General features: G+C 69.0%; 12 protein-coding genes. 6 read left to right on the top strand and 6 right to left on the bottom strand.

Going from position 1 to position 13,812, the window contains the following annotated elements; translation table 11 throughout:
• Positions 1–76: 76 nt before the first annotated feature.
• The 3 genes from ACLQ3B_RS32035 (at position 77) to ACLQ3B_RS32045 (ending at position 4,067) form a co-directional block, all read left to right on the top strand.
• Entirely contained in the window at positions 77–1,600 is a 1,524-nt protein-coding gene (locus tag ACLQ3B_RS32035) for a carboxypeptidase regulatory-like domain-containing protein (protein ID WP_425784387.1), read from the top strand.
• Between the two features lie 153 nt (positions 1,601–1,753).
• Positions 1,754–2,533, top strand: a complete 780-nt coding sequence (locus tag ACLQ3B_RS32040; protein WP_425784388.1) for an Ig domain-containing protein — start codon at positions 1,754–1,756, stop codon at positions 2,531–2,533.
• Positions 2,534–2,855: 322 nt separating this feature from the next.
• Entirely contained in the window at positions 2,856–4,067 is a 1,212-nt protein-coding gene (locus tag ACLQ3B_RS32045) for a helix-turn-helix domain-containing protein (RefSeq protein WP_425784389.1), read from the top strand.
• A 283-nt stretch (positions 4,068–4,350) separates the two neighbouring features.
• Here ACLQ3B_RS32045 and ACLQ3B_RS32050 read toward each other — a convergent pair whose 3' ends face one another.
• Positions 4,351–4,662, bottom strand: a complete 312-nt coding sequence (locus ACLQ3B_RS32050) for a hypothetical protein (RefSeq protein WP_425784390.1) — start codon at positions 4,660–4,662, stop codon at positions 4,351–4,353.
• 197 nt (positions 4,663–4,859) lie between these two features.
• Here ACLQ3B_RS32050 and ACLQ3B_RS32055 point away from each other — a divergent pair, with 197 nt between their 5' ends.
• Positions 4,860–5,261, top strand: coding sequence for a nitroreductase family deazaflavin-dependent oxidoreductase (locus ACLQ3B_RS32055; protein WP_425784391.1), 402 nt, complete (start codon positions 4,860–4,862; stop codon positions 5,259–5,261).
• A gap of 97 nt (positions 5,262–5,358) precedes the next feature.
• Here the strand turns inward: ACLQ3B_RS32055 and ACLQ3B_RS32060 are convergent, their stop codons facing one another.
• Both ACLQ3B_RS32060 and ACLQ3B_RS32065 read right to left on the bottom strand, forming a co-directional pair.
• Positions 5,359–6,186: an SAM-dependent methyltransferase gene (locus ACLQ3B_RS32060; protein ID WP_425784392.1), complete on the bottom strand. Its 828-nt coding sequence runs from the start codon at positions 6,184–6,186 to the stop codon at positions 5,359–5,361.
• A 130-nt stretch (positions 6,187–6,316) separates the two neighbouring features.
• Positions 6,317–8,077, bottom strand: a complete 1,761-nt coding sequence (locus ACLQ3B_RS32065; RefSeq protein WP_425784393.1) for a DUF1996 domain-containing protein — start codon at positions 8,075–8,077, stop codon at positions 6,317–6,319.
• A gap of 226 nt (positions 8,078–8,303) precedes the next feature.
• Here ACLQ3B_RS32065 and ACLQ3B_RS32070 point away from each other — a divergent pair, with 226 nt between their 5' ends.
• Positions 8,304–9,464 (top strand): cellulose binding domain-containing protein, encoded by a 1,161-nt coding sequence (locus ACLQ3B_RS32070; RefSeq protein WP_425784394.1) that lies wholly within the window; start codon positions 8,304–8,306, stop codon positions 9,462–9,464.
• A gap of 9 nt (positions 9,465–9,473) precedes the next feature.
• Positions 9,474–10,616 (top strand): glycoside hydrolase family 53 protein, encoded by a 1,143-nt coding sequence (locus ACLQ3B_RS32075; RefSeq protein WP_425784395.1) that lies wholly within the window; start codon positions 9,474–9,476, stop codon positions 10,614–10,616.
• A gap of 110 nt (positions 10,617–10,726) precedes the next feature.
• Here ACLQ3B_RS32075 and ACLQ3B_RS32080 read toward each other — a convergent pair whose 3' ends face one another.
• The 3 genes from ACLQ3B_RS32080 to ACLQ3B_RS32090 form a co-directional block, all read right to left on the bottom strand.
• Positions 10,727–11,734: a zinc-dependent alcohol dehydrogenase family protein gene (locus ACLQ3B_RS32080; RefSeq protein ID WP_425784396.1), complete on the bottom strand. Its 1,008-nt coding sequence runs from the start codon at positions 11,732–11,734 to the stop codon at positions 10,727–10,729.
• Between the two features lie 125 nt (positions 11,735–11,859).
• Positions 11,860–12,180 (bottom strand): ArsR/SmtB family transcription factor, encoded by a 321-nt coding sequence (locus ACLQ3B_RS32085; protein ID WP_425784397.1) that lies wholly within the window; start codon positions 12,178–12,180, stop codon positions 11,860–11,862.
• A gap of 132 nt (positions 12,181–12,312) precedes the next feature.
• A complete protein-coding gene (locus tag ACLQ3B_RS32090; RefSeq protein WP_425784398.1) occupies positions 12,313–13,608 on the bottom strand; it encodes a GAF domain-containing protein in 1,296 nt (431 codons plus the stop codon).
• Positions 13,609–13,812: the final 204 nt, after the last annotated feature.

The following is a 13,812-nucleotide window of genomic DNA, read 5'->3' on the forward strand; positions in this document are numbered from 1 at the left end:
GCTTGCCGATTCCGGAGGTGCCATCACGATGGACAGTCGAGTAGCACGTCCCACCAGATGTACCGGAACTCTCCTGTTGGCGGCGCTGAGCGCGCTGTTGCTGCTCGGGGTCGACGCGGTGCTGGGTCCGGCCGCGCCGGTCCGGGCCGGCAGCGCCGCCGCGACCGTCAGCGGCACCCTGACCGAACGGTCCGGCCGACCGGCCGGCCAGGTCAGGGTCACCCTCGCGCCGGACTCCGGCGCCGAGCATCCGACCTACTCGACCACCACCGACCGGGCCGGCCGGTGGCGGGTGTCCGGGGTGTCGGCTGGGCGCTACCGGATCACCAACCAGCTGCCCGGCGTGTTCCGGCCCCGCTACTACCCGAGCCGGCTCGGGTTCCCCTGGGGAGCTGTCACCGTCCCGGCCCGTGGCCGGCTCGTCGTGGACGACGTGCTACCTCCGGCCGGCCGGATCCGGTTCGTCGCGGCCGACGCGGCCACCGGCGCCGAGGTGCGGGACTTCTGTGTGCAGGACCCGCTGGAGCTCGGCTTCACCTGCACCAACCCCGCCGGAACCTTCCCGCACGGGTACCTCGACCTGGAGGTGCCGCCCGGCCACTACCGGTTCACGGGCAACGCGAACGACGGCGTACACGAGGGCGGGATGGTTCAGGCGACCGCCGTCGCCGGGCGGGTGACCCACGCGACACTGCCGGTCCAGCCGCCCGGCAACGAACTGCGCGTGACGCTGCGGGACAGGGCGAGCGGCGCGCCGGTGCCCAACACGGGAATCATCGCCATCTCGATGGACAAGCGGTTCCCCGACATCTATGACGCCAACGAGATCTCCGACGAGAACGGGGTGGTGCGGTTCCGGAGCCTCCACCCGGACCGGTACAACATCTGGGCCGGCGGCTCGGCCAACGGGCACGGCGCGCAGTGGGTCGGCCCAAACGGTGGCACCGGCGACCGGGCCAAGGCGCTTGTGGTCGAGCCAGGGCCCGGGGTCACCACGCTGCCCGACATCCTGCTGGACCGGGCGGGGTCGATCACCGGGTCGATCACCGACGCGGTCACCGGCCAGCCGGTGTCGGTGACCGTCGCGCTGACGACCTACGACCCGTTGTGGTACGAGACCACGTGGAAGGTTCCCGGCAACGGCTCGTACACCTTCAGCGGGCTCGGCCCGTACGAGTGGTCGCTGGCGTTCATCCCACCGGGCAACGGCGGCGCCAACAGCGTCTACGCCACCCAGTGGTCCGGTGGGGCGCCGAACAGCGTCAAATCGACCCGGATCAAGGTCGTCGCCGGCGGTACCACCGTGGCGAACGAGCGGATGCGCGCCGGTACCGCCGTCTCCGGCCAAGCCAACGGCCTTCCGGTGTACGGCTACGGCTACCCCGTCTACGTCTACAACGCCGACACCGGTGACATCGTCGCGGTCGACGAGAACGTCGAGGACGGCCGGTACGACGCCCGACTCCTGCCGGGCCAGCGGGTTCGCTTCTGCCTGCACGCCGACCGCTGCTACCCGGACTACGTTCGGCAGGTCGACGCGTCCGCCATCCGGGTGGGCACCTCGCCGTTCACAGTCAACTTTCCCGGCCGGCGGGGCTGAGCCCTGACGGGCACCGGCGCCGCTCCCGCGTACCCGGTCCGGTCCGACGAAGCGCCGCACGGCCACGTTGGTCGTCCGCGAGGGAGCGGCGCCGGTCGAGCCCCGAAGGTTCGGCCATTGCTGACCCCGACGCCTCCATGCGACCATTCATTGATGCATGTCGAACTCTTGCGTCGCAATAGATCCCGCCTGCTGCTGACCATGGCAGCGACTGCCATCGTCATCGCATCCCTAGGTTTCGCCGCACCGGCGTCCGCCGTGGTTTCCGACGGTCACTACTGTGGGTGGATCACGCCGGACAGCCCACCGGGCAAGACTGAGAATCCGAAGATCATCAATTTCACCGCATCCGTTCAGTGCGACGGTCCAGTGCGACGCGTCGACCTCACCGTGGAGTTGCTCTACCACGGGCTGGTCCCCGGCCCTGGCCAAACAGTGAACGGCCGTACAGAGGTTTGGCAGAACACAAACGGAACCCTGTTCGGTCTTGGCGTCAACAGCCCGGGCACGCTCTGCGAGTCGGGCTACTACTCGGGTCGAGCGACCGCCACCGTCCAATTCCTTTCGGGGACTCCGGAGTTCATCACCAGAACGGCGGAGTCTCAGCCGGTGTCGCTGACGTGCCCGCCACCGGATATCCCCACACCCCCGCCGAGCGGCGCGGTGACGGTCACCAACCCGGGCACCCAGAGCTCGCTCAAGCCGGACACCGTGGCGCTGCAGATGCAGGCCACCGGCGGGAGCGGGTCATACACCTGGTCGGCGACCGGCTTGCCTCCCGGGCTGGCCATCAACCCCTCGACCGGCCGGATCAGCGGCACACTCAGTACCATAGGCAGCTACACCGTCACGGTCACGGCCGATGGAGGCGGACAGGGCAATACCACCTTCAGCTGGAGCGTCAGAAAGGACTCCTCATGCACACGCTGTTGACCAGCTGCCCCTATGGGGAAGCTCTGGCAGAAACGAGGTGGCGTAGCGTCCGCGGTTCCGGGCCAGTCCTCCTCGCCATCCCCCTCGCTGCGGGTTGAAGAGGAGCAATCCCCACAAACGCGCAGTTCGGCCGATCGCCGCCAGGGCGTACAGGCCAACGTGGTCCTCGGCCCGGGACGTTCGGCTGGGTGCAGGGTGGGTGTCGGCGTGGATGTCGGCGCGCGGCGTGTGCGGGGTTATGAGGCGACAGGCAGGCCGGTAGCGTTGGGTGACACGCGACCTGGGCGCGGACGATGCGTCCCGCGCTACGAGGAGGTCCGGGATGGATTCCTTGCCGGAGTTGACTTTCGGGCAGCGGCTAAAGGTCTACCGGGAGCGGTCCGGGAAGACCCGTGCGGTGCTCGGGGGGTTGGTGGGGCGTAGCGCCGAGTGGGTCAAGGCAGTGGAGACCGATCGCATCCTGCCGCCGCGCATCCACATGCTGGATCGCATCGCGCGTGCCCTCAAGATCGAGTTGTCTGCCTTGGTCGGCGAGCTGAAAGCCACGTCTGCTGCGGTCAACGGGCCGGAGCATCCGGCGCTGGCGTCCGTCCGGGACGCCGTGAACCGCTTCGCATTTTCCGGCGAGGCATCCCCGGTGTCATTGATGAGCCTGAGGGAGCGGCTTGCGATGGCATGGCGGGCACGCCACCAGGCGTCGGATCACCGCACGGTGCTGGGCGGGTTGTTGCCGGGGCTGCTGCGCGACGTGCAGCGCGCCGCGTTGGCATACGAGGGTGATGAGCGTCGGCAGGCTCAGGCCCTGTTGGCGGAGACGTTCGGGTTGACGCAGATGTTCCTTGCCTACCAACCCGCTGCCGAGGTGTTGTGGCGGGTCGCGGACCGCGCGATGGTTGCGGCGCAGGAGTCCGGTGACCCGGAGGCGGTGGCGTGCGCAGGATGGTTCCTGTGCCAGGTGCATCGGGATGCCGGTGACTGGGACACCGCGATGGCGGTGACCCTGGACCTCCTGTCGGCGCTGGAGACGCGCACGGCCGATGGAAACACGAACCTTTTGGCGCTCTGGGGTGCCCTGAACTTCGAGGCTGCCTACACCGCCGCCCGTGCTGGTGAGGAAGGCCGGGCCTGGCGGTACTGGGATCGCGCGGACCGGGTGGCGAAGCGCCTGCCACAGGGCTTCTACCAGCCGCAGACGTCGTTTTCCGGGGTCATCATGGGCGCTCACGCGGTGACCGTGGCGGTGGAGTTGCAGAAGTCCGGTGAGGCGGTGCGACAGGCACGCCGTCATGATTCCGCGGCGATCCCGTCGAGGCCGCGACGGGCACGCCATCTCATCGAGGTCGCGCGGGCGCACTACGGCAACGACGATACGGAAGCTGCCGTGACGACGCTCCGGCAGGCGTACGAGTCGGCCCCGGAGACGATCCGCTTCAACGGGTACGCCCGCCAGATCACCTTGGACCTGCTCGACGGCCCCCGATCCACTCGTGACGACGCCCGTGACCTGGCGATCAAGGTCGGGCTGCTCTCGTGATCCAGGGGTAGGAATCTTACCCATCCCGCTCGGCGACCCACCGTAGCTTCTTGCTCACGGGATGCGGCGGGCGGTGCGGGGAGGACATGCCCTGGACACCGGCCGGCGTGCTGCACCGCAGGTTCCTCGGATGGACCAGGGAGGCTGAGCCGTCGAAGGCAGCGGTACAGCAGCGAAGGACAGCAACCGTGCCAGCCGAACCGAGCTGATACGCGCCCAGCAAGCCGCCTGACCTCGTATCAAGACCGATTCCGCTTTTCGGGCGCTGGAAGGGGCGGAACGTCTAGTGCTTGGCCCAGTATCGGAAGACCTCCTGGACCGAGCTGTGCCACGGGACACCGCCGTCGTCGTAACCCTTGCCCGGCGCCCCTGTCTTCTCGTTGACTACGAGCGCTGCCAGCGAGGGCTCACCGGCGGTGATGCACAGATCCGAGAGTTCGTCGAGCACTGGTGGCATCTGGTGACCGAGAGGCACGCCGACCATCCCGATTGCAATACCCAGCTCCTTGTACGTCACCAGTGAGCGCCGCCGGGCTGCCATGATCAGGGCCCCTCGGGCCTGAAGGACCTGTTGTTGTCTCTTCGTCGTTGCCACGTGGGACATATTGCCGCCCGTCGTTCCCGTACGGAAGGCGGTAGCCTTCCGGTCCGGCCGAGTAGGAGGATCAGCCGGCGGACCAGAGACTCGTGGTGCGTAGGTCGCGGTGGCCCGGTTCGAGCGAGCAAGCGGTGGGCGCCCGAGACTGTCAGAATCTTGTTGACGGAGCCGGTGCGTGGGGGCGAGGAGAAGGTATGAGTGACTGGAACGACAAGGTAATCGCTGAGTTTCGCGCCAACGGTGGGCAGGTCGGCGGTCAGTTCGCTGGGGCGCCGCTGCTGCTGTTGCACACGGTCGGGGCCAAGAGCGGCCAGCCCCGCGTGAGCCCGATGATGTACCAGAAGGTGGATGGCGGCTACGCCGTGTTCGCGTCCAAGGCCGGTGCGCCCACCAATCCCGACTGGTACTACAACCTGCTCGCCAACCCGAAGGTCCACGCGGAGATCGGCACGGACAAGGTCGAGTTGGTCGCCAGAGTTGCCGCCGGGGACGAGCGGGAGCGGATCTGGAGCGCGCAGAAGGCCGCGTACCCAGGCTTCGCCGACTACGAGCGGAAGACCAGCCGTCAGATCCCGGTCGTCGTACTGGAACCGTGACTGCACGAGGGCAGGTGTCTGGCCGGACCGCGTACTGACGCGGGTGTCCGTCGGCGGGAACGCGCTCCCGCCGACGGACCTCACCGGATGACGGCGCCTACGGTTTGCGGGCGAGGAGCCCGACAAATGTGTGATAGGTGTCGGTCTGCACGGTAGCCGGTGCGTCCGGCTCTGGCCGCCACTCGGCCAGCGGCACCAGCCCCGGCTCGACCAGCGTCAGCCCTTCAGTGAACGAGAGGATCTCCTCGTCGGTACGCCAGCGGCCGGTGCCCAGAGACTCGTTGAAGATCCGCTCGACCTCGCGGGCCTTGCGGGAGCCCTCGGGGTCGCGCTCGCCCGGGTCGCGGAAGTGCGAGATCGCCACGTAGCTGCCGGAGGGCAGCTCGTCGAACAACGCCGCCGCCACCGCCTTCGGGTCCTCGTCGTCACCGAGGTGGTGCAGGATCGCGAAGAGCAACAACCCGATCGGTCGATCGAAGTCGAGGAACCGACGTACGTCCGGATCGTTGAGGATTTCCCGCGGCTCCCGGATGTCCGCCTGGATCACCGTCGCGGTGCCCTCCGCGGCGAGCAGGGCCCGGCCGTGTGCCAGGACGATCGGATCGTTGTCCACGTACACCACCTGAGCCTTTGGGTTCTGCTCGGTGGCGACCTCGTGCACGTTGCCCTGGGTGGGCAGCCCCGATCCGATGTCGAGGAACTGGTCGATGCCCGCCTCGCTGACGAGGTAGCGGATCACTCGACGCAGAAAGGCCCGGTTGGCCTGGCCGGCCGCCGGCCCGTCCGGTGTGATTCGCAGGGCGTGCTCGGCGACCTTTCGGTCGACCTCGAAGTTGTCCTTGCCGCCCAGGAAGAAGTCATAGACCCGGGCCACGCTGGGAATGTTGGGGTCGATGCCGGGGGGTGCCGCCTTGTCGCGGGTCACAGGCGTCTCCATTCGGTGGGATTGGCGCAGGTCGAGGTCTGTGGGCGGTGCCGGCGTTGCGGCGAGTGTAGCGATCGCGAGGGCTGAATTTTGCCCCACTGGTATCGCTCCCAGCGCTGCGATCCCTACGTCAGGAGCAGTTCTTGCCCCTGTTGATGCAGGTGACGATGCGTTGCATGGCCTGGGCTGAGTTGACGTTGACGAAATCGTTGTGGTCCGAGAAGGGGTTGTGGTTCTCCTCGGGGAAGGAGTCGAGGGCGTACTGGCCCTTGACCTGCACGTTGCGGGCGATGTCGTAGGCCACGGTGATTCGCAGTTGCGGGATCGCCTGGAAGCCCTGCGGGCAGGCGCCGGTGGCCTTGTCGGCGAACGCGACGTGGTTGCGGTGGTTGTCGCTGTCGATGTTCTTGCCGTCCCAGCAGCCGGGGAAGTCCTGTACGCGCTGCACCTGGCTGCCGGCGGGGCAGATCGGGTACTTGTCGGAGAGCCGGTCGGTGAAGCCCGAGCAGGTCCAGGTGGCGCGAGCGTTGGCCGGGCCACGGCTGGTGGGCTTGGCGTCACCGGTGAGGGCGCGGAGGAACTTCGGCATCGGCACCACCTTGCTGGCGGGGTTGCCGCGGTACTCGATCAGCACCTGCGCTGGGCGGACGATGCCGCCGGTGTTGCCGGGCAGCTCGAAGTTGGGTCCCTGCGGGTCGGGGAGCGCGGCAGGGGAGGTGGGTGCGCTGCTCGGTGCCGCCGGGGTGCTGGGGGCCTGGTCGAGCGTGCAGCGGGCGAACGCGTCGAGACCCTGCGGGCGGGGAGCCTGCCGCCCGATCGCGGTGGCGATCCGGTCGATCACGGCGACCCGCTTGGCGCGCAGCGGTCCGAGGATGGCGTTGTCGACGAAGGCCGGGCCGCCCTGGCCGCGGCTGGTGACGAGGCGCTCGTTGGCCTCGGAGATCTGCCGGTCGAGGTCGTCGAGGTTGCGGTTCACCTCGGCGAGCGCCCGATCGGGTACGCCCGGCAACTTGTCCCGCAGGGTGGGGCACTGGATCCGCGGATTCGCGGCCTGGGCGGCCTGGGCGCTCGCACGGTGGGCGCTGCCGGGCATCCGTGCGTGCATGTCGTCGTAGCTGACGTCACACTCGACAAGCGAGACCAGGCCAGGCTGGTTGCCACCGGCGGCGGTGATCGTGGTGCTGATCTGCTTGATCATCGCGGCGCGGCGGGCCCGCAGCGAGTCGATGACCTCCCGGTTGAACGCGGCGTCGATGCGGCCTCGGCTGGCGGTCATCCGCTGGTTCGCGGCGGCCTGCTGGCGGTCCAGTTCGGCCAGCAGGCGGTCGACGGTGGTGCGGGCCCCGGTGGGGACGGCCCGCAGCCGTTTGCCGACCGACGGGCAGACGACCATCGGCTGGGTCTGGGCGAGCGCCTGCTGGACCTGCTTACCGCTGCGGACGGACTTGTCGATGCGCACCACGGGCCAGAAGTAGGACGACTTGTCACCGTTGCGGCAGGTGGTGCCGGAGGCGTCCAGATCGGCGTTGGACGAGTTCGCGGTGATGGCCAGGTTGCCGACGAAGTCGTGGACGTGTTCGGCGCCGTTGCGGATGCCGGGCTGGGCCACCGGGTTGTCCGGGCTGAACTTGCCGTTGCCGTTCGTGCCGCAGTCGACGGTGAACCGGCCGGTCGACGCGCCGGCGGCCGGCCTCGGGTTCTGCACGTTCGGCGGCACGTTCTCGATCGGCACGAACTGGTCCAGGCTGGTGGCGGCGTCCGCGGTGCCCTTGCCGCCACTGGAGACGAAGGTGGCGGTGAGCGCGCCGGTGGCCGCCAGCACGAGCGCGACCATGGCGATCCTGGCCGGCCGGGTCTGGACCAGCGCGGTTCCGTTCTTTCTGCGGTTCATCGGAATCTCCTCAAAGCCGGAAACGGCTCCGGTGATGTGCTGTCTCCACTCGGTACGGGCCGGTGCACGGTCACGGTCAACGATCGCCGGGCACGTCATCGTTCGGTAAGAAGTCCGGGCGGTCGGCCCACGACGCACGGCGACGATCCACCACGAGTCGGGCCGGTCGCCGGCCGAGGCGTGAGACACGTTGGCGATCATCGATCTCTTGCTGCATCGTCGACGTATGACAGGCGTTCGCTCGTCCTCGCTGATCCGCCGTCTGCGGCCGGGTCTGCTGGCCGCCGTCGTGCTGTCGACGGCGGTGCTCGGAGCCGCCCTGAGCGCCGCACCGGCGGCCGACGCCGCGTACCCGGGGGCCATCCCGGTGCCTCGTGCGGCCGCGGTGTCCGTCGCGGAGCCGACCGGAACCGCGCCGCCAACGCCGCCCAGCACGCCGAGCACCTCGCCCGTCCCGCCGAGTGCGCCCACGAACCTGACCGCCAGCGAGGTCCGGTCCGCGTCGGTCACCCTCACCTGGACGGCAGCCGCGCCCGGCTGCTGCGCCATCGCGGGGTACGACATCACGTACTACCAGGAGTTCGGCGACATCGTCTTCAGCGCCAGCGTCGGGGCCGTCACCAGCACCACGATCACCGGCCACCTTGGGTCGGGCCAGCAGTACACGTTCCGATTGATCGCCCGGGACAGCCTCGGGCAACGCTCGAACTGGTCGGACGCGCTGACTGTTGTCACCCCGGTGACGGACACCGGCCCGGACACCACCCCGCCGAGCGCGCCGCAGAACCTGACCGTCGGCGAGGTGACCGCCTCGACCGGCTCGTTGTCCTGGTCACCGTCGACGGACGACGTCGGCGTGCTCGGGTACAACGTCTACCGGTTCGACGGCTGGTTCACCTCGCAACTGGTCGCCACCGTGCCGGGTACGACGTACACGACGCCGCTACCCGCGTCGGCGCCGCTGCGGAACCTGTACTACGTGCGGGCCCGGGACGCGGCGGGCAACGTGTCGATCGCGTCCAACACGGTCACCCTGCCAACGACGTCCCCTCCGACGCCGCCGCCCTCGACCTGCCGGGTGACCTACGGCAACCAGTCCGAGTGGCAGGGCGGTTTCGTGGCCACGGTGACGGTCCACAACACCGGGACGGCATCGGTCGACGGCTGGACCGTCACCTTCACCTTCCCGGGAGACCAGCAGGTCACCTCGGGGTGGAACGCGACGGTCGGCCAGACCGGTGCCGCCGTGACCGCCCGCAACGTCGACTGGAACCGCGTCCTCGCGCCAAACGGCTCTGCGACCTTCGGCATCCAGGGGCGGTGGGGTGTCAGCGACGCGCCGCCGACCGGCTTCTCGCTGAACGGCGCTCCCTGCGCAGTGAGCTGAAGGAGCCTCGTGAACACCCATTCGGCCATACCCCACCACCGCCGCGCCAGGGCCCTGCTCGGGGCTGTCACGGCCGGCATCCTCGTCGTCGCCACCACGCTCGGCGGCACGCCCGCACCCGTCTCCGCCGCGAACACGCTCACCATGCGAGGGGCCGACGTCTCCTCGTTGCAGCGCAGTCTGGACCTGGGCGCCAGGTACTACGACGCCAACGGCGTCGCCCGCGACCCACTGGACATCTTGAAGTCCGTCGGCGTCAACTACGTCCGGCTGCGCGTCTGGAACAACCCGATCAGCGGCTACAACAACAAGAGCGGGGTGTTGGCCCAGGCCAGGGCGGCCAGGGCGAAGGGCCTCAAGGTCCTTGTCGACTTCCACTACTCCGACACCTGGGCCGACCCGGGCAAGCAGTACAAGCCGGCGGCCTGGGCCGGTCACAGCCTGAGCCAGTTGCGTGCCGACGTGTACTCCTTCACCTACGACGTCTGCTCCAGCCTCAGGCGGCAGGGCACCCCACCGGACAGCGTGCAGATCGGCAACGAGATCAACGTCGGGATGCTGTGGAACGAGGGCAAGGTCGTCAACAACGACTTCGCCCCGCTGGCTGGTCTGCTGAAGCAGGGCTACAACGCGACAAAGGCGTGCGGCAGCGGCATCCCGGTGATGATCCATACCGCCAACGCCGACAGCAACGCCAACGCCCGATGGTTCTACGACGGCATCCGCGCGCAGGGTGTCCAGTGGGACATCACCGCCCAGTCGTACTACTGCATGTGGCACGGCAGCCTGTCGAACCTCTACAACAACATCGTCGACCTGCGCGGGCGCTACGGCAGGCCGGTGGTGATCGTGGAGACCGCGTACCCCTTCACCCGGGACGACGCGGACAGCGAGCCGAACGTCATCGGCGACGCGACCTGTGACGGCATCAGCGCGACGTGGTCCGGGCAGGCCCAGGAGTTCAACTGGGTCCAGAACACCGCCCGCAACGCGGGCGCCGTCGGTGTCTTCTACTGGGAGCCGACCTGGTACGCCGTCCGCGGCAACGGCTGGGACCCGGCCAACATCAACGGCACCGGGAACGGGTGGGACAACATGGCCGTCTTCGACTGGTCCGGGCGGGTGAACCCGGGCGTACGCTGGACGCCCTGATCCTGGGCGGGGTGCGCGGCGACGGGTCCCGACCTCTGCGAAGACCGCTCGATCGGGTCAAGCAATGGGGTGACCGGCCCGATCGTCCGATCACCCCGTCGCCGCCGGCCTCAGACCGTGGCCTCGTCGTGGGTGACGGTAATGACGATCTTGCCGACCTGGCCGTTGGCCGCCATGTACTGGTGGGCCTCGGCGATGTCCCTGAGGTCGAAGATGCGATCGACGACCGGGGTGATGGCACCGGAGGTGAGCCCAGCGTTGACGAAGGCGACGGCGCGGCGCAGGCGCTCCGGGTTCATCGTGATCTCGAAGAGGGTGTAGGTGCTGCTGTTCAGCGCCGGGTAGGACTGCGCGTTGGGCAGCGGGGTGGGGCGCGGGTCGAGGGCTCCGTAGACCACCAGGAACCCGTCGGGGGCGATGCCCAGGGCGAGGGTCTCGACGCCGGGCCCGGCGATCGGGTCGAACGCCAGGCGGACGCCTGCGCCGCCGGTGATCTCCTTGACGCGGGCGGGCAGGTCCTCGTCGTCGGTGACGATGACGTGGGCCGCGCCGGCGTCCAGCAGGCGCTGCTTCTTGCCGGAGCCGCGCGTGGTGGCGATCGGGATCGCACCGATGTGGTTGGCGAGCTGGATGGCGGCCAGGCCGACGCTGCTGGAGGCTGCCGTGATCAGCACGTGGTCGCCGGGGCGCACCTTTCCGGACTCGATGAAGGGCCCGTAGGCGGTGATGTAGGCCATCCAGACGGCCGCCGCCTGGGCGGGCTCGACGTGGGCGGGGCGAGGGACGACAGCCGAGGCCGGCACGATGACGTGGGTGCCGTACGTGCCGTACCTGCTCTGCAGGAACGCCGGCACGACGCTTACCGCGTCACCCTCGGCGAGGCCCTCCACGCCCGCGCCGACCGCTTCGATCACGCCGGCGGCCTCGTAGCCGAGCGTGGAGGGGAACACGGGCTGGTCGAAGTAGACACCGTCGCGGTACATGATTTCGGCGCGGTTCAGGCCAATGGCGTCGACGCGGATCCGGACCTCACCCGCGCCGGGTGCGACCACCTCGACGTCGTTGAGGGTGAGAACCTCGGGGCCACCGATCCGGTCGAACTGTACGAGCTTTGCCACGGTGCATCAGTCCTAGCGGTAGGAGTCAGGGCAACGGCGTCGAACACTGTGCCGCTGGCCCCACGCTACCGCCAACCTCGATGACGATCAAACTACGACCACCGTCGTAGTAGCGATCACGGGGCTCAGGCTGATCCAGCCCGCGGCTCGGTGCCGGCAGCGGCCACCACCGCCGAGAGCAGGCCGGGAAAGCGGCTGTCGATCTCGTCCGCGCGCAGCGCGTTCATCTTGGTTGTCCCGACGTAGTACTGGCGGATCACGCCAGCCTCGCGCAGCGTGTTGAAATGGTGCGTCAGCGTCGAAACCGACACGGGCGTCTCGAACGTGCCACAGCTCATGTCCCTGCCGTTGCTGGCCAACTGGGACACCACCGCCCGTCGCACCGGATCCGCCAGCGCCTCCATGACCTGCTGCAGGGAAACCTCGGACAGGTCGGGGTGCTCCACAGTCCGGGCGGCACTACGAGGGCGGGGCACGGCAACTCCTAGGAACGGGCGCATCGCAACCCACCCATCGTACGACGCTGATCAAAGTAACCCGGAGGGATCAGAAGCAGCCGCAGTGCCTATCACGAGCGATCAGCGGTTGAGGTACGCGGTCAGGCCGCCGAGCTCCTCGCTGGCGATGAACACCGACCGTACGTTGAGGATGGCCTCTTCGACGTGGGCGGGGCAGCCCCACGCCGCGTCGCCCCACGAATCGGCGATCTTGATCTCGGCCGGCGCGGCGCACCCGGCGGCACCACCGAGCTGGCAGTGCTCGGGGTGCGGCGTGGCGGCCTGCGCGGCGGCGGCGGCACGCATCTGGGTGGCGAGTTCCGCGGCGGCGGCCGCGCGCTGCTCAGCCTCGGCGCGCAGTTCCCGCTCCACGCGCAGCACCTTGGCCAGCTCGTCGTTGGCTGACTTGGCGCGTGCCTCGGCGGCGAGTTTCGCCTGCTCGATGTGGTGGCGTTCGATGGCCAGGGCCGCGGTGCCGGCGAAGAGCCGGGCGAGGGCAAGGTCGGTGTCCTGCGGGACCCGCGGGATGCGGTGGTACATCGCGAAGGTGCCCAACAGGCCGCCGTCGCGGGCCAGGATCGGTGTGGACCAGCAGGCCGCCAGCCCGGCCTGGTCGGCCAGGCCCCGAAAGTCGTCCCAGAACGGATCGGTGGCGATGTCGGTGACGATGACTGGCTCCCGCCGGTGGGCGGCGGTGCCGCACGAGCCGACACCTTCACCGGTCGCGATGCCGTCGATGGCCTGGTTGTAGAAGTCGGGCAGGCTCGGCGCGGCGCCGTGGCGCAGGTGTCGGGCGTCCGGATCGGCGAGCAGGACGGAGACGAGCACCTCCTGCGGTGCGAGATTCTCGATACAGCGGGCCATCCCGTCGAGCACCTCGGTCAGAGGTGCCTGGCGGGCGATCTGCTCCAGCAGGGCACGGTGTTCGGCCATCAGCCGTTGGGCATGCTTGACCTGCGTGGTTTCCACACCGAGCACGCGAATACCTGTCACGTTGCCGTCGGCGTCCCGGCGCGGCTCATAGGTGAAGTCGAAGAACGCCTCCCGCGCCTCCGGGCCGCTGCCCAACATCACCTGGACGTCACGGCCGGTGTAGGGCTCACCCGTGCGGAAGACCTGGTCCAGTAGCGCGATGAATCCTTGACCGGCCAGTTCAGGCATCAGTTCGGTGAGCGTGACCCCGACGCGGGCCCGTTCCTCGCCGATGGTGGCGAAGAACGCCGGGTTCGCCGTCTCCACCAGGTGCGCCGGCCCCGCCAGAGCCGCGAAGACGGCGATGGACTGCCCGAACAACGCCCGCAGGTCCTCCTCCGCCGCTTGCTCGACGGCCGCCGGGCCCGCAGCAGCAGTAGACCGTTGGCCTGGTACGGCGGTCATCTTGTGGTCTCGCCTCTCGTCTGCGGATTCGGGAACGACAGGTGGTGCCGCCGGTCGGTGCGGGTGGCCGGCACGGTGGGGATTGGGCTGAGGCACCGCCGGTGCAGCGTACCCAGGTGCCCGACATTCAGGTCTTACCCACCAGCCAAGTCCGCAACCCATCGCCCGAACAGCCGCGTCGCCACGTCGCGCCATCTCGACGCG

It is taken from the genome of Micromonospora sp. DT53 (assembly GCF_049841535.1).
Lineage (GTDB): Bacteria > Actinomycetota > Actinomycetes > Mycobacteriales > Micromonosporaceae > Micromonospora.